The organism is Vibrio sagamiensis NBRC 104589 (genome assembly GCF_007990935.1).
Lineage (GTDB): Bacteria > Pseudomonadota > Gammaproteobacteria > Enterobacterales > Vibrionaceae > Vibrio > Vibrio sagamiensis.
In genome coordinates, this window is sequence record NZ_BJXJ01000015.1 from 15,989 (window position 1) to 36,394 (window position 20,406).

The following is a 20,406-nucleotide window of genomic DNA, read 5'->3' on the forward strand; positions in this document are numbered from 1 at the left end:
TATGCACTCCTCACATTTGTCTGGAAAATCATAATTTAATTGCCATTGTTCGTGATATTTATGATAAAGATAATGTATAATACTGTATGAATAAACAGTACTGTTAGATTTCTTCTAGAGGTTCCGAATGAATGATGATGTAATCGAGCATCTGCAACATGCAGAATACAAAACACAACAACTAACCGCAGTCGCCACTGCTGTTGGAGAAGCCGCAGAACAAATCGATCAAACGACACTCGCGTTATGTTTTCAGGTTATCGAACGATTAGGACGAGAGTGCCAAAAACACCTTGCTCATGTCGAAGCGGCGAGCAATCATTGATTTATGGTCTGTAGTGTGGAAACAAGTTGGTCTTAAAGCTTGATGATTCGATGCCAATGGCGTTAGTGTTGCCTAAATAACCTCAGGATATACTTTTCAATGAGACGACTCGGATCACAAATGTGAGCGTCTCCTTACCTCTCGTAAATTTCTGAGTAACCACTTTATACCCTATAGTTGCCTAAAGATGTTTGATGCAGCTCCAATCTACCTTTTTACTAGTTAAAAAGTTATTATCACTAAAAAAAAACCATATAGCTTACTTATTTAGTCAATTGGTAAGCCAAAAAATCGTTCAAAAAAAACATCAAACAGTCCGATTTATACAAAGTTTAACAGCTTAAAAACACTATAAACAAAAAAATAGATTATATTTTTCAGTAAGATAAGTATTTACTCAGCTAAGAGTGAAAAGGTATCCTTCCTTAGCTGTGGATGAATTCTATGGTAAAAAGTTAACAGGGCTATCAGTAACTTACATGTTTACTCAATATTAAATAATCAAAGGCTGGTTATTATAGGCGACTGATATCGGTCTAGGCTTAACTATAAAAACTCGCTAAAAACAGAAAAGTACTCAACCCTAAAAACATTAACTATCAAAAAGTAACACTTAATAACCAAAAATAATAAGGGACTTCCTGCTATGTTAGAGGCTAACAACATGACCAGAAAAGATATTGATATCAACGTAAAGATAGAGCTCCTCAAAGAATCTCTTGAATACGCCAAACAGGCTAACTACGAACAAATTACAATTAATATCGATTTGCTTGAGCTTCTCTTCAAAAACCCATCTTTAGCTCAATAAAACTCGCAGCTATCTTCCTTTGAGGCAGTGTATTCTATACAGCACTGCCTTCATCTCTTAACACTAACTCTTCAAATAATGCTTTTAAGCATACCCCTTTATTTTTTCAAATTTGCTTAAATTAACCCTAACCATTTTATCAACATGATACACCCACTCTTCTAGGTTCATGCGACAAATGCTATCAGCTAGCTTGAGCATCGTTGGGATACGGTGTTTATCGCTAAAATCGAGAATAAAGTGATACTTGTCTATCGTTTTTATAGCAATTTCATAGCTTATAGGTAGACAATAAAATCTATACCTGCGTTATTGTATAGAATCCAGAAGCAAAGACTTTGTCACCACTTGGAAGTATCACTCGAAATATCATCCATTCACTAAACTGGTTATTTGCTGGTTGTGCAACCATATCTAGCTCATTACATCGTTCCTGCAATACCAAATAATCAGAGTAATAAATATCGAAGTACCTGAAGAAGGTAAAATGATTGATGAAATATACTCCCCAATCACCATCCGCTGAAGTGTAACTTCCATCATCTTGGTAAAGCCAATCCCACTGACTTTTATCGACCTTAGCACAGATAACTGATGTTGTTTCTGCCAAAACAGAAAAAGGGGAAAATAGCACACTCAGCCCCACCAATAATTTATATCTTAATTTCATCTTTAATTAACTCTTTATATTTTATGGTATATATCTCAAAAATACTTGATGCCTTTAAGTATAAAAACTTAAGGAACCTTCATCTAGCCCCCAATATTCACAAAACAAATGAATTGACCAAAATCCATTCTAGCAAAAATGCAACATACATAACATTGGTTGCTATCCATATATATGACCCAAAATAGACATACTCCAATATAAAAGGCTTCTTCTTACCGATGATATTGCTATTGATATTGATATCACTTATCATTTTCACCTATATTCGTAACTCCATACTGTATGGAGATCATTCCTTAAATATTAGAAATCCACAACGGAATAGTTAAATGGCCCTTATTCATAGAGTAATCACATTCGTGATTTGCACCCTTATTTCACTTAGTTCTCTAGCGGATAATCAACGTACAGTTACTGATGAGAGAGGGGCTTTTACAATTACAGGGACACCTCAACGTGTCATTGCGTTAGAGTATTCATTCATAGATGCTCTAGCTTCTGTTGGGGTATCTCCTGTTGGGGTTGCAGATGATAAAGATGTAAATAGAATTCTTGAATCGATTCGAGCTCAAATAGAACCATGGGTTTCTGTAGGTATGCGTCCACAACCAAACCTAGAAATTATCTCTCAATTGAAGCCTGATCTCATTATTGCAGACGTACAGCGACACTCTCCTGCCTATGATGACCTTTCTAAGATTGCACCGACACTGATATTAAAAAGCCGAGGTGAAAACTACCAAGAGAACCTCGCTGCTGCGATGAAAATTGGTATTGTTCTCAACAAAGAACGAGAGATGAAAGCTCGCATTGAGCAGCACAGAGCAATGATGGCTAAATACAAAGCTAAATTCGCCAGTTCTCATACTATGCAGTTCGCGGTTACGACAGAAAAAGGCATGTGGCTACATGGCCCAGAATCTTATGCTGGAAGTGTATTAAGTCACTTAGGCATCAAAAGCCCTATCCCAAATGAAATTAAGCGTGCATATATTGAAGTTAGCTTAGAACAGTTACTCAAAACCAACCCAGATTGGCTTCTAATTGGCTCATACAGCAAAGTAACTATTATAGATAAATGGAAATATAGCCCTCTTTTCAATCTCCTTAATGCCCAAAAGCAGCAACATATTATTTATGTTTCACCGCAAGTATGGTCTCTTAATCGAGGCATGCACGCCGCAGAGCAAATCGCACAAAATCTTTCTGAATTATTGAGTAAATAAATGTCTTTTATCAATATAAAACAAAGCAGTAAAATCTGGCTTGGTTGTTCTATTGTTCTTTTTGCTCTTGGTTTAGGAATGGTTACATCAATGATCAGCTATTCCTCTTTCGATCTCAGATTTGACGATCTATGGGGTTACTGGTTTAGCTTTGATGAAACCAACATCAAACATCAGATTTTTTCCTCATTAAGAGCACCACGCTTAATGATATCTATTGTAATTGGTATCAACCTCGCTATTGCAGGGCTCCTTATGCAAGGGCTGACAGCTAATCCATTAGCATCACCAAGTATTTTAGGGATCAATGCGGGAGCATCTTGTTTTATTGCTTTGTCTTCAATGAACTTAGTATTACTGCCTCAATTACCACTTTCGGTGAATGCTCTACTTGGTGGGCTTGTAAGTGGTCTATTAGTGCTTTCATTAGGTGGCTTCTTTACTAGTAAATCACACCCAATCAAGTTGATATTAGCTGGAATTGCAGTTAATGCGCTGTTGATTGGTATCACACGAAGTGCGTTAATATTAATGGATGATATGGCTTACAGCGTATTGACCTGGTTAGCGGGATCAATCGCGAACGTCTCTTGGGAAGACTGGGCACAATTATGGCCTATTAGTGTAGTTGGTGTAGCAATGGCTTTGTCGCTTGCTCACAGCCTAAATTTACTAAACCTCGGTGATGACATGGCAATAGGGCTTGGGGTAAACCTTACCCGAACCCGAGTGACAGCCTGTATTGCCATCTTGTTATTAACCACATCAAGCGTTGCTATTGTTGGCCCCATTACTTTTGTTGGCCTACTTGTTCCTCATATTGCTCGTAAGCTCGTCGGGACAAACCACTTTGTTTTACTGCCCATCACTGCAGCGCTTGGAGCAAGCCTGTTGTTATGGTCTGACGTTATTTCACGTATGGTGGTATTCCCAGCAGAAACACCCATTGGTGTCATCACTGCATTAATTGGTTCACCATTCTTTATTGCTCTCACGGTTAGGAGCAAAATATCATGAATAAAAGTAAGGCAATAGTACTGTCAATTTTTCTACTGATTTGTTCAATAGGCAGTCTGTTTATTGGAGGAGTATCGCTCAGCTTGGGCAATGTTGTGAATACACTTCTGCATGGCGGCGAATTCAATTTTATTATTACCCAATATCGACTCCCTCGCTTTGTTCTTGCAATCGGGGTTGGCGCTGGTTTAGGAGTTTCTGGTGCATTAATTCAAGGTGTTCTTAGAAACCCTCTCGCCTCCCCCGACCTAATGGGTATCAGTGCTGGAACAGGATTTGCCGCAACTTTACTGCTCGTTTATGTACCAGATGCCTCACTACCTTTACTCGCATCTATCGCCATTTTGGGTGGGATAGTCGCTGCTCTGGGTATTATAGGAATCAGCCATAAATACAATCCAACGCCAGCAAGACTTGCACTAATTGGTATCGCCTTCAGCACCTTTATTTCTAGTGGTATTGATTTCCTACTTATTATTAACCCTGTTGAAATCAATACAGCAATGGTTTGGTTAACGGGGAGTCTATGGGGACGAAACTGGTCACAGGTGCCATTGATTTGGGTTTCACTAGCCATCTTACTCCCTCTTGCGTTACGACTGGCTTGGAGACTCGACTTAATGGGGCTTGGAGAAGAAGCAGCAACCACGATAGGTGCTCAACCAGAGCGCACACGTTTAATCGCATTGGTTCTTTCTGTTCTCCTTGCCAGTATTAGCGTTGCAGTATGTGGGACGATCAGCTTCGTAGGCTTGCTATCTCCCCATTTAGCTCGTCTATTGTTTGGGCACAATCATAAATATTTACTCCCTATGTCTGGTGTTATTGGAGCCCTACTTGTGGTGATCGCAGATGCGGCAGCTCGTGGTATTGCTCCACCGCTTGAGCTTCCAGCTGGAGTATTGACTTCGCTCATTGGCGCACCTTACTTCATCTTTTTACTTCAACGTTATAAAGGTTGGAAATAATGATTAAAACACATCAGCTGTCTGTTTCTTATGGCAAAGAAAACATTATTCATAACCTCGACCTCGATATTCCAGAAGGGAAGATCACGGCTTTAATTGGCCCTAACGGAAGCGGTAAGTCGACGTTGCTTAAAACCTTGTGTCGCGTCAACAAACAATTTGATGGCTCTCTCACTGTCTACGATAAGTCGATTAAAGATTACGCTGATAAGGAACTTTCTCGATACATCTCATTACTACCTCAAGTATTGACGACACCAGAAGATATTACGGCTAGAAGGCTCGTAGAGTACGGTCGCTCACCCTATTTATCTTACTGGGGGCGTTTGACTCAAGACGACCACGAAAAAGTGGACCAAGCCATTGCTGAAACACAGATAGAGGAATTGCTCGACAAGAAGGTAGATGCCCTATCCGGCGGCCAGCGCCAACGTGTTTGGATAGCGATGGTTTTGGCACAAGACACACCGATTGTCATGCTTGATGAACCGACCACTTACCTCGATTTATCTCACCAAGTAGAGCTGATGAAGTTGATTCAAAAGCTAAATGCGGCAGGAAAAACCGTGATTGTCGTACTTCATGATTTGAACCAAGCCTGCCGTTACTGCGATCACTTGGTGGTACTGAAGAAGGGGCAAGTTACCCATCAAGGTACCCCTAAAGAGATATTCACTCAATCGTTGCTCAAGGATGTTTTCGATCTTGATGCAATGATCATGAATGACCCCGTTTCAAACAAACCTATGTGTATAAACCTATAAAAATAATCGACATAGCCTTAATTTAGATACTCAAGACAGGATATAAAAATGAGTCAACTTCCTTTCACTCTCTCAGTATTAGCACTCTCAATTACGAGTGCCTACGCTGAAGCTGATACGCAATATGCAAGCGTAGAAGAAATGGAAACCGTAGTGGTAACTGCAACCCGCTATACACAAACGCCAGATAAAATTGCTGGTGCTGTAAGCATCATTGATTCTGAAGATATTGAAGAGCAATCTATCATCTCTGAAGATCTCACCAGCATTATTGCCACTTTAGTTCCTGGAATTACACCCAGTCGCCAAAAAATGTCTACCCAAGGCGAAAACTTACGTGGCCGCCAAGCGCTGATCATGATTGATGGCGTGCCTCAAGTAAATCCTCTTCGAAACGGCAACCGATATGGATATACCATCGATCCATCAATGGTAGAACGTATTGAAGTCGTTAATGGTGCCAGTGCAGTTCAAGGCATGGGCGCGACAGGTGGCATCATTAACTACATAACCAAAGGTGCGAAGCCAGGTGATGATTGGAAGCAAACCGTAGGAACTCGCATGACTTCCAGCTTCAATAATGATGGGACTGGCGGAAAAGTTTTCTACAACGTCAGTAAGCACGATGACGAGTTTGACCTGTTCTTTGGTGGCTCTTGGGATCAACAAGGCCTTTACTACGATGGTAATGGTAACCCTATTGGCATGAACGACATACAGGGTGAAACGCAAGACAGCACAGCGACAGATATTTTCTTTAAAGGTGGCTACAACTTTGATGACGGTAATCAGCGTATCGAATTGACAGCTAACACCTACACGATCGAAGCCAATGGCAACTATAAAGGCGTCAAAGGTGATTTCGAGAATGGTATTCCTGGGACTGTTAAGCCGGGCTCGCCTTCAGGTGAACCAGTGAGCAATGAAGCTCAGTTATTTAACCTACAATACACGAACTACGATCTGGGCAATGGTATGCTTACCGCTCAGATGTTCTACCAAAACTACGATGCAGTATTTGGTGAAGCAACGTGGTACCCAACCGAAATCAAAGTTAACGACCAAGGCGCTATCTCTTCTCAAAAGACTGGCTTCAAAGTCGGCTACGAAACCTATGATTTACTCGACCTTGATGATACTTGGGTATTTGGCTTAGATGGCCTTCATGATCAAACGGAGCAAACGCTCGACCAGTCAGGTTTGAACGTGACGCCTCTTATGGAATATTACAGCCTAGCGCCGTTTGTTCAAGGTGACTTCCTAGTAACGGATGCGCTCCGCCTATCGACCGGCGTTCGCTTTGAAAGCATCCGTGTAAAAGTAAGCGATGGTCAAACTATCTATGGCTACGGTGTCGATGGACACAACTCGGAGATCATTGGTGGCACACAGGATTCTTCAAAAGCGGTATTCAACGTAGGCGCCGTTTATACTTTTACGGATGAATTCAGCACGTTTGCTAGCTTCAACCAAGGGTTTGGCCTACCTGACATTGGTCGTATCCTACGTGGTAATTGGGTTGGTGATGCGAACCCTGGCCAAAACGGTACGCCAATTGATTTCAATACAATGCCAGCTGTAGAACCGGTTGTGACAGACAACTATGAGCTAGGCCTTACCTATCGCGGCGACAAGTTGTTTGTTAGTGCAAGCACCTACATGTCCGTTGCAAAAGATGGAGCTAACCTAGCACTAAACAACAATGGTACCTACGATGTAGAACGCCAACGCACCGACATCATGGGTTACGAACTAACCTCAACCTACCAAGTGCTCGACTCAACTAAGCTGAGTGCTATGTACGCGCACGTTGAAGGTGAAGTCGATACTACAGGCAATGGCCGTGTTGACTCTGATATGGATCTTAAAAACCTATCGCCAGATCGCTTACTGCTTGCTGTTAACCATAATTTCTCTGATGTGCTATCGAGCCGAATTCAATACAACTATCTATTCGACAGCAAAAAAAGTGCAAACAATGTAGGCGCAGAGCAAAACTTTGATGGCTACGGGTTAGTTGATTTCAGCACGCATTACAACATGCGTGATAAAGGTCGTATCGCCTTTGGTATTGAGAACGTAATGGATGAGCAATACATCAACTACTTCAGCCAGATCCGTAATAGCAGTGCTTACTACTTCTCTGGCCGTGGTCGGACGTTCAGTTTAAGCTACGAGCTCACTTTCTAACGACTCTATTGACAAGAACAAACGAAGCCCTAGCCAAAATTTTCTAGGGCTTTCATTTAAATATCAATAGCTTGAAACTTTTCTTAAAGCATTAAATGTTATTCCTGAACCACCGAAAGCTCTCCATGACAAAAGTTGATCGGGTATCCATTAGTATCTGTAAATGGATACTTCTCTTGTACCCTTATGATCATACCTTCAACAGATATTTCGTTAGTCCATTGACTGGCGTAGTCATCAAGCGATACGATTCGATCATCTCCATCCCAGCGATCATAAAAATAAAGCAGTTCAGTTTTATTCCAACATTGAGCACCAAGTGCTCGATATGCAGTAAACCACACACTCTCATTTTGACTGCTATCATAGTCTGCCAAGTTTGAAATTTGAAACGAGCTGAAAGAAGTTGTTTGATTATTAATGAGAAACCAACTTCGCCAAGAACTAAGATCATAACCAATAACTAAAGTATTGACGGTAATCTCAGAATCGAACCAAACGTTAATATAACTATCATCAGAGTTTAAATACACAACACACAAACCCGGAGGCGTTGAACGACAATCTGTAGCGCTGGTAAATGAAGAAAAACTTATGGAGATAATTGATAGAAGAAAGAAGCCATACTTATCAGTATGCATATAAGCGATTCCTTATACTTGATATAAAACTCTACTAATAATCGTAACCACCCAAAAACATATCTAGTTTTTAAGCTTCCTTCGAGCCTAGATCAAAAAATGGAATTCAATAAATATTTATCTACATCTTAGAAAAACGGATGAATCTTTGTTGAAATGAAAGCATCATCGTTAGAAATGATTAAAAATTACTTATCATGAAGAAGAGGAGAATTGTGAGTATATTCATATTAATTGAGTTCTTCATCAAAAGTTCACGACGCCATAATGTATCTCTATGTTGGAAAAACTTATCGCGGTAAACCATACTCACCAAAGCACAATAAACATGTTTGAGAATGAAGTATTTATAATAGACTACTTCTAAGTAAGAACTTTCAACAAAGTACTATTGATGTAATGAGTCAAAGAAGTTATTACTTACTGTAAATTCAGCTCTGACTGCAAAATGGTCTGATAGATCCCATATGCCCCACATATTCTTATCAAAACTTCGAGGAATTTCTATCTTACTAAAACTTTCAACAATACTATTATTATCAACTAATAATAAGTAATCAAGACGCTCTCTAGAAGACTCTCCCGTATAGGTTACATTTTCATTAATATATGGATCATAGCTATAGATTAATTTTCCATAAAGAGAAGGCTCTATAACATTAAGGATTTCTTTCATTCTCATGAAATCTTCTGGATATTTATTTTTACCAATATTAAAATCACCACCAATTATTACAGGTTCATTAGTTGGTATATTGAGACTTTTAATAAACCTTGCAACCTCCTCTACTTGAGTTAACCTAATATTTCTATTGACTACATCATTCCATGATCCTAAGTGTAAATTTACCAAATGAAAAGGGATATTTCCTTTTACTATCTTTGTGTAAAGTGCACCTTTATCAGAAAGGCAATCCGTACCAGTACAATTAGAAAAAACATACTGTTGTTGTTTTATAATTGGATATTTACTAAATGTAATAACTCCACCATCATAAGTGTTAAATCCACCGCCATCTAATTTTCGACTCACGTAAGGAAAGTATTTTCTCATCGTTCTGATAACATTTGCCTGATTGTCACTTCTGAACATTTCCTGAAAAAAAACAACTTCATTATTTTTAATAGTTCTAGCGATAAGCTTATCTCTTGTTGACATATATTTACCTACATGACTGAGCATCCAAATATTATAAGTTAATATACTTAGTTTTTTTTCATCATTAGTGATCTTATCAGGGATTTTTTCTATAACAATAGTAACACTATCATAAACTCCTGTGTAACTCGCTTTATAATAATATTTATATTTCCCATGTATCATAGTGTGAATATTTCTATCTGAATAGAAATCAATCATAGTATCCGACCTTGGATCTAGTAAAGTATACGACATGTTAGTTCCCCAAAAATCACCTTGTAACTTTATCGCTAAAGATAAATTACTAGTACCTAGGAAAAGAAAGTTATAGTAAGTTTTTCCAGATCCAATCTTTGAATATCTATTTAAATCACCTACGTGAGTGTACTTATATGGCTCTACATATTCATCACCTAAGTTACTCCAAAGTTCATAGTTTCCACCGAATGTTATATGCAATTTATCATCTGTGTTGTTTAGTATATATACACTTGTTTCGGATTTCGCATAAAAACTAAATAACAAAATAAACATTAATAGTCTCATAAATTATACAAAACTTAATTGCGATAATATAAATAATTATAATTAACACAATATTTTAGAAAGTGTGGAAATAGATTAAAAATAACTATCATAAGAAGGCTTTAATTTCTTTGAACATTTAAGAAGTAAGATTCTACCTTAAAACAAAAATAAATTATAGACACACAATGGAAATATTTTATATTTAAATCAACGGGAAATGTAATTTTGATTACAAAATGGCAGTCTGGGAATGAGGGAAATTAAGTATCCTTTTTGAAAATAACTTCTCATTTTCGCAGTACATAAATAAGAAAGGCGACCAAATGGTCGCCTTGGATATATACCCTGCTTTCGAAATGAGTTCCGGGAGCATGCTTAAGGTAACTTATATCGCTAGAGTTAAATTATTATAAATAAAGTCACGATTAGTCGCGACGTCCTCTTAACTCAATAACTGAACTTGAAGAGTCTGTTGTAACTTTAAAGCCACCAACTGCTAATTCGTCTCGACCTTTAAGAAGAGGCTCAGCAGGAATTCGTTCTACATTCATATTTTTTTGGCAAGGCATATTCATATCAACCGTACCATTAAAAGAACCATTTTCTGCGTATACTGACGTTACAACGCTAGCGAGGATAAGAGCTTTAAAAATATTTTTCATTATTATTTCCTATCTACCTTTAGGTAGTTTGCATTATCTTTAAAAGGGCCTGAGTGTTAAAATAGCCCTTAATCTCGAGATCTTTCCCCAAAGAGTCAAATAAAATACACTCGTCGAATTAGACTCTTTAAGTCGTTATCTTATGAGAAAGTATTTTATCGACTTTTTACCTGCAATATTATTAACATAAAGACATATAATATTAAAAAAAAGACAACTGAACAGTCATATTAAAGGCGCTATCGAAGCTAAAAGAAGACCAAAGCACAAAGGTAAGTTTGATGAACCATATAAGAATGTCATATTGGTATTCAAAGGTAAATTTAAATTCTTGTCACTAAGTATATGCGAAGAGAATAAAGCAGTGGGGAGAAAAGGCAATAAGATTAAACTTCAATTTTTAACAAAAAGTTAAATGAGGTACCCCAATCAAACAGGTACCTCAGAAACATAATCCTTTTTACAATAAGTCCATTCATTGAACATAAGCTTCACACTACATGAATTTATGTAATGAGGACTCTTCGATCAAACTACATATTTTCCAATGATGGTGTAATCGTTATATCTTCATAACCGTACACAGCTGTCGATGTTCTTGGGATTGCATAGATTTTTTTACTATGGCAAAGCTTCGACTTTACAAGTGTTTCTGCAAAGTTAATTGCAAGAGGTAGCTGGTTAATTAAAACAATGTCCCCATAACCTTCCTCTAGAAGTTTAGCTTTGATATCGTCATTCATATCACAGAAGTAGCTTCCGCCCATTACAATGGTATCCGCATTATGTTTATCAATGAGTGAACGAATGCCTTCCATTGCTGTTGCCAGGCGATGATCATCTTTCTTCTCTTCGCCAACCCAGAATGGAGTACTACCTACTGTAGAGAAGTGACCACAATATTGGTCGGTCAGCTGGTATTTTTTTATCATTCTTTCAATAGCATATCCGTGCCAATCTTGAAGGGCCATCAAACCAAATTTTCTACCCAACATACTCGCGGTGCGGAATGCAATATCTGCTAAACCGACAACTGGGATACTTACCACTTCACGACAGGCTTCTAAACCTGTATCAGCGCCTGATTCAATGACAATTGCATCACAACCTTCTTTTTCAGCAGCGATAGCTTCAAAAACAAGCGCTCCCATACTTAGAAATTGCTCGGTATCACTATTGAAATACGCAGCTCCTGCTTTATTTGATGAAAGTGAGATTTCGATACTGTCCGACTCATATCTTTTCAGATCAGCTAAGACTCTTGTTGGTGCTTTACTATCTACTGGAAATGCCGTAATTACTCGGATTTTTACTTTTTTCATAATCAATACCCCTTAAAGGTTTCGTAAGTGACGTATACAAATTACACCATTTTCCTTGCGATCAATTTAAACATAAAGACCTTATATATCAAAATAAGGACATTTGCATTTTTGCTCGTTCAATAAGGAAGCTACGTTAAATCTTCTTCTCAGAGGTTAAATAAATCGATATGTTTGAATTAAAAATATAAAGCCATCATGAAAAACCCTATATAATCAATGGACAATATAAAACCAATATCATATCATTTGCATGTATTATCTAAAGCAAAGAGTGACTCATGAGATATTATATTTATCTGCTATTTTTATCGCTATCTTTTACCACCTCCTCTTATCCATCTTCAGAGAATCACCAACCTGTAATGAACACAATTGTTCCATTTTGTATTGATCCTTCAAAAACGTCAGAAAAAACAACTCAAATTCAAGACCGCATTGACCTTTTAGTAAATTTTTATAATTTCATTTTTATAGATAATAAACCGGTTGGCGGATTCTATGTCGCTGAAATATCGAAATTTGATTACAATAAAATGAAAGAATTATGTTTACCTAACTCACAATTGAAAGCTTGGTCTAAAGAATTAAAACAAAATATTGTTTTAAAAATCACAAGTCAAAACTCAGACCATTTTACTTTTTCAAAGCCTTTAACTGGTTTTCAATGTATTGATTCGTGCAGAAAAGCTTATAATTATTTTTATTTATATAAATCAACTGTTGGTCTAGATGATATAGTAATTAAAGAGTGGATAAACACCGTCGGAGACATGTTTACGATTAATGTCACTTCACTTAATGAAGGTTTATTAACCGAATCTTCTAATGAAAGATCACAGCTTATTTTAAATAAAAGCGCATTTAATACCACTTATACGAGCCTTCCTGATGGTATTCCCACACCCTTTACCCCTTTGAGATTAATTATAAGAGCGGTGGTTAACGAGGCGTACTCTACTTTAGGGCACTCGTTAACTGAAGCTGAGTTAATTCAAAAAACAAATCATTACTTACCATTACTTGGTCATCCTCGCCGAGATCGTGATTTTTAGTATTTAGCTGATGATAAGCCCTAATGTTTCGATTAAGACTAGGGCTTACACAACTATTTTCATCAATCAACTAAAGATTTCTCTAGAAATTAGTGGATACCACTGTCAGTAATTCCTCCGTAAGGCATGAGCGTATTTACATAGCCTTCAGTTAACATATATAACCCTTCTTCTGTTATGATCTTAAATAAGCTCCAGCTAGAAAATATGCTATCCGCAGGGTGAGCAAACTTTGCTTGTAATTGACATCGTTGCTGAATTTCATTGTACTTTTCTTTTGCTACATTAAAATATTTTATATAGGTTCGGGCTCTAACTGGCTGAATACCCCATACGCCCTCTATTTGAGTATAACGGCCATCTTCATCATATAACCATTCCCATTCAACACCATCGATAGAGGCACAAACCACATTTGTTGTTTCAGAATGAACCACTCCACAAAGTGAAAGATACAATAAAATAAGGAGAAAGCCTTTATTTATACTTACTATTCTCATTTTCTAATGACCCTTTTAAAATTTATTAATAGTGAAACTCAACATTCAAAGACCATAACTACCAGTTCCTGGTCCCCAGCCTATGCCTGCCATCGCGTTCTCCAACGCTTGAGCTCTTATACGTTGCTTTTCCTCTTCCTGTTGACGCAATATTGCCATCAAAGAGGTCGGATACATTGGTGCAACTGCAGCCACTTGTTCCATATTCTGATAAAAATAATCGGGTAATTTACGATAGAGATCGAGGCGATCTAGTAAGCAGTCTTTCTGCTCTTGCTCTGTCATATTAAGAAGTGGGCAGCCAAATTTCTCTCCTCTGTGTACATTAAACTTACGCTCATCTAATTTACGAACATAATGAAACTGATTTTTTTTAATCACACCACCATACTGTACATCAAACATCTCTTCTGAAAGCTCAATGATAGCAATATCACCATATGAGTTAGGATTAGTATTCGTGATATACAGTAGCATTTCTTTCAAATCAAAAGACATTATTGAGCTTTGCTTAAGGCTAATTTGCTCTCCTTTACTCACCCTTTTTTTAAATAACGTTTGATTTGTTGGCTTATGAAAGATAGCCACCTCATAAGGATATTTATCTTGCTCACCATAAGTTGTCGAAACGGTGATAGGAAATGATTTACGAGAAAATACAGGTGTAAAAACACAAAGATCTTCTAACAATATGTAAAATGGTTGAGGTGGTGCCCAAACATCTGCATTACAGCCATGCCTTTGTATTTCACCCAACAACACCTTTGGTATCTTAGATAACACACTGGTAAGTGCCGTCTTTAAAGCAAATGTCTTGGAATAGTTTGCAACCTTAAATTTATCAGAAACAATACCACGCATTGCAACAACAGAATCACTCAGTTGATCGATCTGATTGACAGTAGTGAGAACTTTGACAGTGGTGTTAAATAACCGTCGCAAATTAGGCGTGATCGCCTTGTGATAAACTCGAGCACCTAATTCTTGTAAAAGTACATTTCTATCAGAAGGCTCTAAGTCGCCCAGAGCATTCATGTCAACGTCAAAGATATCCTCATTATCATGGTAAAAAACTCTGAACTTCAGCAAGAAACTAATAGCCTTGCTGTTGTATCTAGCAGGGAAGATTAATCGGTGATGTGAGAATTCGAGAATACTATCGATACCATATGCGGTATAGTCAATAGCATTCACCTCGCTGTACCACTTTTCATCATTTTCGTCATTGTAGTGCTCAACAATAAATCTTGCTGTACAATTATCACACACAGACCTATCTGGTTGAGTATTAACAATATCTTTAAATAATTGCTGAAATAACTCCAGCATCGTCGAAGTCCCTTCACTAAGCTCGTGTTCAATGTTCGACTTTAATACACGTAATAACAACTCTTTATAAGCATATGAAAGAGGGTTATTAAATTCTAAACTTTCACCATACTCATTATCTAAGTGACTTAAATCTTGATTGTCTTCAATTTTTTGTAGCAAGATTCGATCGATGCCTGCAAAGTCAATCGGAGTAAATTGTCCATTGACTTGTAACGTGTTTTTATACTGAGCTTGACGCAGTAATGCTAATCGTGAGTCAACGAACGCGAGAGGTATTGTTAAAGCTGTAAAATTCTCTCCAGATGAAGTGAGCTGCTGATAAGCAAAGTCTAAATATTCCAAGGTAATTTGTGTTTGCAGGGTTTGATGCTCTCTATGCTCCAGCTCAGCGGTCATTCGCATGGAATAGAGTGCATGTTCACAGAAACCATGATCATCAAGGCATTCTTCAGCAACTTCCAGTTGTTTGATTAGCAAGGCATCTGACTCCTCGCTTGTAAGTTGACCGTAGTATTCTGAAAAAGGGCTTTGAAAGAAAAATTGACGTAGATTTTCATTCAACATGTTCGCTTGAATTGAAAATGACATAAGTGCTAATAACATTAATGGAAAAGATTTCATATCATATCTCGAAAATAGATAAATAAAATTAAACGTTATTGAACATTCAGCAATACAGAATAAATTTGCACGGAGTATTGCCGACATATTTAATCAATATGCACTAGATAATATCAATAGAGTAAATTAATACTTAAGTTATTGCTGATATAAAAGTAAACTTCGATGAGTGACTGAGAATTTTGAAGAAATGGTTGAAATGTTTTTTCTATCTATTAAAAGTTTATTAGTAGAAATTTTTCTGTCCATTGTTGAGGTCCTATACTCATTATCAGATAGCGTTTTTGTACCGTTTATCGTTTAAGTTAGATCATTTTTATTTAAAATTTCAATAAAATTTTGACTGTATTTACAGTACATAATTAATTTTATATTGCACTGCAAGGTTCTTCAAGAAAATTTATTCTTAATTTTTTGACAACCCCCTAAATATTATTAAATTTTATTTATAAAAATAAATCTTGGTGACGAAAAAGCCCCTAAATACCTAGGGCTTTTATTCTTATACACTTCGATTTAGATAGAATCTACTTCTTAGTTATTGCCATAAAAATCCTGCTTATTACAAAACATCCGGTTAAATAAGAACCTATTTAAGTTAAGTAAACCATGTAGTTACAATAAAAAGTTCATTTATTATTGTCGAACTAAATAACTTAACTGTTCAATAACAACTTGTCCGACTCCCCAATCGTTACTGATTTCACACATACTAATACGGTCTTCTTTCACGACTAAATCACACATGAAGTAGCCATTGAGTCGATTAGGTTTGTCAAGTCGAATGCGAAATTCAAACTCGGTTTTCTTTAAGTCACGAGAGCTCTTTTCATATGTAAATTCGTAGCCAATAATATTAATCTCAAGTGACTCTTTTGGGAACATCACGTCATAGCTTTGCTTCCGATCAGCTACAGAATCTTGCCAAGCCAATTCCGCCACCTGCTTAATATAATTACAAGGTTGCTCTGTATATAATTGACATTCGGGCTCATCAGGATTGAAACAGCTAGGCCATTGATAAGTATTTGAACAATTTTCCCAAGTTTCTCGATACATTTGTTCAGTTAACGCACACAGCTGAGCAATGTCTTTATATTGACATTGTTCAGAATGAGTAAATGCCATAAATTGATTCCATTTTTTTATTGCTAATCTTGCAGGCCGATAGTCTTTGAAAGCTTGCCAATATTCCATTCCCTCTGGAATTTGATATGCTGATGTTTGATAGCTAATAATTCGATGTTGCTCGGTTTTTCTGCCTTCAAACTCTCTTAATTTATCTGCAAAGTTCAATAAATTTGTATCCGACAAAACCATTGGTTCACCTGACACATAAGCTTTGATTTTAATCTCATAATCTTGCTGGTACTGGCGATATTGCTCTAATATCTCAATATCGACTGAACCGGATATAAGCATCATATAACTGGCTGAAATGTCTGCCGCAATGTCAGAAGTATCTTTTTTTTGCTGAGTTTTTGATTTTACCTGCAACAATAAATACAGTTCTCGCCCATATTGAATACCATCAACTAATGCATCACCGCATATATTTCTGAAATTTGTTTTACTGACATTTGTATTGGCCTGTAACAAGGCTAGAGCTCTAGGATCCATTGTTGGCCAAGCATCGTTAATTAACGTATGGGTTTTATCTTGAATGATAAAAGCCACCGTTTTATTTTGCTCTAGGTTTTGAAAGCTATTCGATACATCTCGTTGAAAGTGACTAGAAGCAGAAAAACTGCCGTAACGACCCTCAGCATTAACAGAGAGAGCAGCTGAGAAAAATTCTTCGACTTCTGATTTGCTTGATACGACTCGCCCTTCAACATAACGACTTAAGTTATCAATTCTTTGATAACTTTGATTAATAATACATCGGTTCCTTGTTGGTAGCTCTGTAACTAAGTTAAATCCATACCCTAGACGATGGCCGTTTAATCCTTTTATTGAGTTATTTAAAGCATTTACTTCTGATTGAGTTAATAATCGATACTGCGCTCTCTCCCACAAAAGATCATATAGCGCTGGTTTTGACATTGCGTGTGATTCTTGATTAACAAAGATAATACACAAGAAAAATATCACAAAGACTTTCATCATTTTATACCCTTACCTTAAAAGATAAGCGACATTTAATGCGATCGTTCGTTTTCATTCACACAAGTTGTTAACACATTGTGACCTTCATATAATAATTAACATTAATGCTTAATTTGTTATTAATGAATGACGCACCAGATTTTAATGGCATAATAAACAATAAGTAACTTAATACCTTTTTAACCATACAAACAGATTAACGGTATACAATCTTATCCGCCACACTTTATTAATAATCCATTTATTAATATCAGCTATATTGAATAATGTTATCCTTGGTTCCCAGTGTGATATTACCCACACTGGGTATTTTGATGTGGTGGAAGCGTGCAAACCAAGGCACTTTTCTTGCGGAAAATACAGTTATCTAATGGCTCACACCCTTAAAGGTTTTTATAAAGTGTTTGCCATTCGCCTCGTTCCAAGCCACTAATGTGCACTCCAGTAATACTATCCAAAGTTGTCGCATTTATTGGTGAAAATGACAGGTGTACATCTTTAAATTGAACAGAGATTTCATTCTTTGTTCCTGTTTGAAACAAAACATAACCTAAATTAGTTGAGCTCCAATTTACGTTTCCATTGTCTTCCCAATTTTTTAGTAATTCTTTTGTTACCAATTGGCTGCCAACTTTAAGCACTGGGCCACTAATGTTTCTAAATTGGTAGTAGTCGATTCCTGAGGAAGTTACTGCAATCACTTTCTCAGCTAATACGTGCAAAGATTTAATTGCACGATTACTCAAGGTTTCCTGTATTAAAAGCTTTCTCGTCGTGTTATCAACAATATAAAGAGTGTTCTCCGTAGCTATCGCACTTATTTTACCCGTTTTCGACGTCGCTATCTGATTAATAGCAGAATCAACCTTAAGCTCCCCGAGTATCTTTTGCTGACTCGAGTTTGATACCCACTCCAGTATGTTATTACTCAAACCAAGTAATATCTGCCGATCAGCAACAATGTTAGCTGTTTTTAGGTTCAATTTATCAATAATCATCTTAGTTGATAAGTTAGTGGCATCAACAACCTCCGCTGCTAACTCACTGTTTAAAAAATAATTATTATAGACAACTAAGACCTCTCTTTGATCATAGGATGGCATTATTTGAGGTAAGGAAGCTTTTAATTTATAACTCCAATTTTTCATGTTTAACTTGTCAGCACTTAATAGTTTAAGTTCTTGCTGTGAGTAAATTGAACTGCCGGTATTTTTAATCGCTAATAATAAACCACTTTGCAGCAAAGGAATGATTTTTGTGAAATTATCATTGATGCATGATTCACTTGAATTCGGCGTTAAAGCAGGGTTAAGTGTAGGTATTGGAATTGGTGGTAAAGCACCTCCACTGCGACTACTGTAGGTATCAATAGTGAAAGTTTTTGCACTCACACTATCAATATTTGCGTCAATTAAATTGGTTAAGAATATGCCATTAACACCTTTGTTATTACAAGTATCACTTTCAATTGGTGAGGCGTAATCAGTTGGCCTGTAAACCTTGTAGGCTTGAGTATCATTTAACGCAGGAACTAACTGGGTAATTTCATTAGAGTCTACCATTATTTCCCCACCAAAACCGCTTCCATAGTCGTAGTCGTAGTCGTAGTCGTAGTCGTAGTCGTAGTCGTAGTCGTCATGATCGTCATCACGTAAACGAATATTCATCAAGTCAGAATTAGCTTTAGAGGCTAAACCACCATCGAAGATTACAGGTTTGTTACGTGGAGAGCTGTCGATTTGTACAACCACATCATTAGCCGTTAAAAGAACAATTCGACTGCTTGCTGGACTCAGCATAATCGACTTCGCACCAGACAGCTGCGGCACTGACTGTGAACCACGAACGACTAATGAGTCTGCAATTTGTAAATGTCTAGAAAACGTGCCAGCAACATCAACATTAGATAAATCCAAAGTCTTATGTTCTATCATTAAATCAAGAGCATGGGCAATATTAGTATAAGGTGACTGTTTACCGTCTCTTTGGGCTATTTTCAGCGAATTTAGCAACAACTTAGACAGTTTTTTAGGCCCATGTGTTGAGTCAAGTACACTAAAGTTAATGCCAAGATGATCGCCTAGTTTACTTTGAAGTGATGCTTTTGCTTGCTCAATATCATTACTTACGGTTGGATTGAACATCATTTCACTATGGATCAATGTCGTGAAAGGAGTCACTAATTTCATATTAGGTGAAGCAGTCAAAATTGCACCATTGTACAACCTCTGCTGAGCATACTCGGACACGTGAGAAATTTGTTTCTCTTGGTGGCTACACACACCATTCAAATCCGCATCAGCACATACTAATGAATCCAGAAAAGCATAGCCTGAAGCCTTAGATCCAACTGAACTCTTTCCATCGGAGCTGCCTCCACATCCAGAGATCATCAAAGCACTGGTAACAGCTAATGATAACTTACGCATAAATAGTTTATTTTGCATTTTTCGACCAATTATCCTGATTTATTGTTGCGTTGGCAGAATTAAATTTTGCCATAAGATCACTTAACGAAATA

17 protein-coding genes are annotated in these 20,406 nt (G+C 37.1%); 8 read left to right on the forward strand and 9 right to left on the reverse strand.

Annotated features, from left to right (window positions below; all coding sequences use genetic code 11):
* Positions 1-127: 127 nt before the first annotated feature.
* On the forward strand, positions 128-325 hold the full coding sequence (locus tag VSA01S_RS09035) for a hypothetical protein (protein WP_039980226.1): 198 nt from the start codon (positions 128-130) through the stop codon (positions 323-325).
* A gap of 664 nt (positions 326-989) precedes the next feature.
* On the forward strand, positions 990-1,136 hold the full coding sequence (locus VSA01S_RS19970; protein ID WP_158000761.1) for a hypothetical protein: 147 nt from the start codon (positions 990-992) through the stop codon (positions 1,134-1,136).
* Between the two features lie 298 nt (positions 1,137-1,434).
* Here the strand turns inward: VSA01S_RS19970 and VSA01S_RS09040 are convergent, their stop codons facing one another.
* Positions 1,435-1,806 carry a hypothetical protein gene (locus VSA01S_RS09040; protein ID WP_039980227.1) on the reverse strand — a complete coding sequence of 124 codons (372 nt, stop codon included), beginning with the start codon at positions 1,804-1,806 and terminating at the stop codon, positions 1,435-1,437.
* A gap of 332 nt (positions 1,807-2,138) precedes the next feature.
* On the opposite strand from VSA01S_RS09040, the gene VSA01S_RS09045 reads away from it, so the two are divergent.
* Genes VSA01S_RS09045 through VSA01S_RS09065 form a run of 5 tightly spaced genes read left to right on the forward strand, consistent with a single transcriptional unit; the run spans position 2,139 to position 7,974 of the window.
* Positions 2,139-3,035, forward strand: a complete 897-nt coding sequence (locus tag VSA01S_RS09045) for a Fe(3+) dicitrate ABC transporter substrate-binding protein (protein WP_039980228.1) — start codon at positions 2,139-2,141, stop codon at positions 3,033-3,035.
* Positions 3,036-4,052: a FecCD family ABC transporter permease gene (locus tag VSA01S_RS09050; RefSeq protein WP_039980229.1), complete on the forward strand. Its 1,017-nt coding sequence runs from the start codon at positions 3,036-3,038 to the stop codon at positions 4,050-4,052. It begins immediately after the preceding gene.
* Complete coding sequence (locus tag VSA01S_RS09055) at positions 4,049-5,020, forward strand: FecCD family ABC transporter permease (RefSeq protein ID WP_039980230.1); 972 nt, start codon at positions 4,049-4,051, stop codon at positions 5,018-5,020. The genes VSA01S_RS09050 and VSA01S_RS09055 overlap by 4 nt, the downstream gene beginning before the upstream one ends.
* Complete coding sequence (fecE, locus tag VSA01S_RS09060) at positions 5,020-5,784, forward strand: Fe(3+) dicitrate ABC transporter ATP-binding protein FecE (RefSeq protein WP_039980231.1); 765 nt, start codon at positions 5,020-5,022, stop codon at positions 5,782-5,784. The genes VSA01S_RS09055 and fecE overlap by 1 nt, the downstream gene beginning before the upstream one ends.
* 48 nt (positions 5,785-5,832) lie before the next feature.
* Positions 5,833-7,974, forward strand: a complete 2,142-nt coding sequence (locus tag VSA01S_RS09065; protein ID WP_039980232.1) for a TonB-dependent receptor — start codon at positions 5,833-5,835, stop codon at positions 7,972-7,974.
* Between the two features lie 98 nt (positions 7,975-8,072).
* Here VSA01S_RS09065 and VSA01S_RS09070 read toward each other — a convergent pair whose 3' ends face one another.
* The 4 genes from VSA01S_RS09070 to VSA01S_RS09085 all read right to left on the reverse strand — a co-directional run bounded on the left by VSA01S_RS09070 (position 8,073) and on the right by VSA01S_RS09085 (position 12,268).
* Positions 8,073-8,615 (reverse strand): hypothetical protein, encoded by a 543-nt coding sequence (locus tag VSA01S_RS09070; RefSeq protein WP_039980233.1) that lies wholly within the window; start codon positions 8,613-8,615, stop codon positions 8,073-8,075.
* 388 nt (positions 8,616-9,003) lie between these two features.
* Positions 9,004-10,290, reverse strand: coding sequence for a sphingomyelin phosphodiesterase (locus VSA01S_RS09075; RefSeq protein ID WP_039980234.1), 1,287 nt, complete (start codon positions 10,288-10,290; stop codon positions 9,004-9,006).
* Positions 10,291-10,709: 419 nt separating this feature from the next.
* Positions 10,710-10,946, reverse strand: a complete 237-nt coding sequence (locus VSA01S_RS09080; RefSeq protein ID WP_050567287.1) for a VPA0252 family protein — start codon at positions 10,944-10,946, stop codon at positions 10,710-10,712.
* Positions 10,947-11,479: 533 nt separating this feature from the next.
* Positions 11,480-12,268, reverse strand: a complete 789-nt coding sequence (locus VSA01S_RS09085; RefSeq protein ID WP_039980235.1) for an aspartate/glutamate racemase family protein — start codon at positions 12,266-12,268, stop codon at positions 11,480-11,482.
* Between the two features lie 281 nt (positions 12,269-12,549).
* Between VSA01S_RS09085 and VSA01S_RS09090 the strand changes: the two genes are divergently transcribed.
* Positions 12,550-13,323, forward strand: coding sequence for a hypothetical protein (locus tag VSA01S_RS09090; protein ID WP_039980236.1), 774 nt, complete (start codon positions 12,550-12,552; stop codon positions 13,321-13,323).
* Between the two features lie 89 nt (positions 13,324-13,412).
* Here VSA01S_RS09090 and VSA01S_RS09095 read toward each other — a convergent pair whose 3' ends face one another.
* The 4 genes from VSA01S_RS09095 to VSA01S_RS09110 all read right to left on the reverse strand — a co-directional run bounded on the left by VSA01S_RS09095 (position 13,413) and on the right by VSA01S_RS09110 (position 20,278).
* The gene (locus VSA01S_RS09095; RefSeq protein ID WP_050567288.1) at positions 13,413-13,823 is read right to left on the reverse strand and encodes a hypothetical protein; all 411 of its coding nucleotides are present in this window, start codon (positions 13,821-13,823) and stop codon (positions 13,413-13,415) included.
* Between the two features lie 45 nt (positions 13,824-13,868).
* Positions 13,869-15,776 (reverse strand): hypothetical protein, encoded by a 1,908-nt coding sequence (locus VSA01S_RS09100; protein ID WP_039980238.1) that lies wholly within the window; start codon positions 15,774-15,776, stop codon positions 13,869-13,871.
* 636 nt (positions 15,777-16,412) lie between these two features.
* Entirely contained in the window at positions 16,413-17,885 is a 1,473-nt protein-coding gene (locus VSA01S_RS09105) for a hypothetical protein (protein ID WP_227739610.1), read from the reverse strand.
* 383 nt (positions 17,886-18,268) lie between these two features.
* Positions 18,269-20,278: a hypothetical protein gene (locus VSA01S_RS09110; RefSeq protein WP_039980273.1), complete on the reverse strand. Its 2,010-nt coding sequence runs from the start codon at positions 20,276-20,278 to the stop codon at positions 18,269-18,271.
* Between the last annotated feature and the right edge of the window lie 128 nt (positions 20,279-20,406).

Coding starts and splice junctions, on each gene's coding strand:
- VSA01S_RS09065 (WP_039980232.1), top strand. CDS start 5,833: ATGAGTCAACTTCCTTTCACTCTCTCAGTATTAGCACTCTCAATTACG.
- VSA01S_RS09105 (WP_227739610.1), bottom strand. CDS start 17,885: ATGATGAAAGTCTTTGTGATATTTTTCTTGTGTATTATCTTTGTTAAT.
- fecE (WP_039980231.1), top strand. CDS start 5,020: ATGATTAAAACACATCAGCTGTCTGTTTCTTATGGCAAAGAAAACATT.
- VSA01S_RS19970 (WP_158000761.1), top strand. CDS start 990: ATGACCAGAAAAGATATTGATATCAACGTAAAGATAGAGCTCCTCAAA.
- VSA01S_RS09085 (WP_039980235.1), bottom strand. CDS start 12,268: ATGAAAAAAGTAAAAATCCGAGTAATTACGGCATTTCCAGTAGATAGT.
- VSA01S_RS09090 (WP_039980236.1), top strand. CDS start 12,550: ATGAGATATTATATTTATCTGCTATTTTTATCGCTATCTTTTACCACC.
- VSA01S_RS09040 (WP_039980227.1), bottom strand. CDS start 1,806: ATGAAATTAAGATATAAATTATTGGTGGGGCTGAGTGTGCTATTTTCC.
- VSA01S_RS09100 (WP_039980238.1), bottom strand. CDS start 15,776: ATGAAATCTTTTCCATTAATGTTATTAGCACTTATGTCATTTTCAATT.
- VSA01S_RS09095 (WP_050567288.1), bottom strand. CDS start 13,823: ATGAGAATAGTAAGTATAAATAAAGGCTTTCTCCTTATTTTATTGTAT.
- VSA01S_RS09050 (WP_039980229.1), top strand. CDS start 3,036: ATGTCTTTTATCAATATAAAACAAAGCAGTAAAATCTGGCTTGGTTGT.
- VSA01S_RS09075 (WP_039980234.1), bottom strand. CDS start 10,290: ATGTTTATTTTGTTATTTAGTTTTTATGCGAAATCCGAAACAAGTGTA.
- VSA01S_RS09055 (WP_039980230.1), top strand. CDS start 4,049: ATGAATAAAAGTAAGGCAATAGTACTGTCAATTTTTCTACTGATTTGT.
- VSA01S_RS09045 (WP_039980228.1), top strand. CDS start 2,139: ATGGCCCTTATTCATAGAGTAATCACATTCGTGATTTGCACCCTTATT.
- VSA01S_RS09110 (WP_039980273.1), bottom strand. CDS start 20,278: ATGATCTCTGGATGTGGAGGCAGCTCCGATGGAAAGAGTTCAGTTGGA.
- VSA01S_RS09035 (WP_039980226.1), top strand. CDS start 128: ATGAATGATGATGTAATCGAGCATCTGCAACATGCAGAATACAAAACA.
- VSA01S_RS09080 (WP_050567287.1), bottom strand. CDS start 10,946: ATGAAAAATATTTTTAAAGCTCTTATCCTCGCTAGCGTTGTAACGTCA.
- VSA01S_RS09070 (WP_039980233.1), bottom strand. CDS start 8,615: ATGCATACTGATAAGTATGGCTTCTTTCTTCTATCAATTATCTCCATA.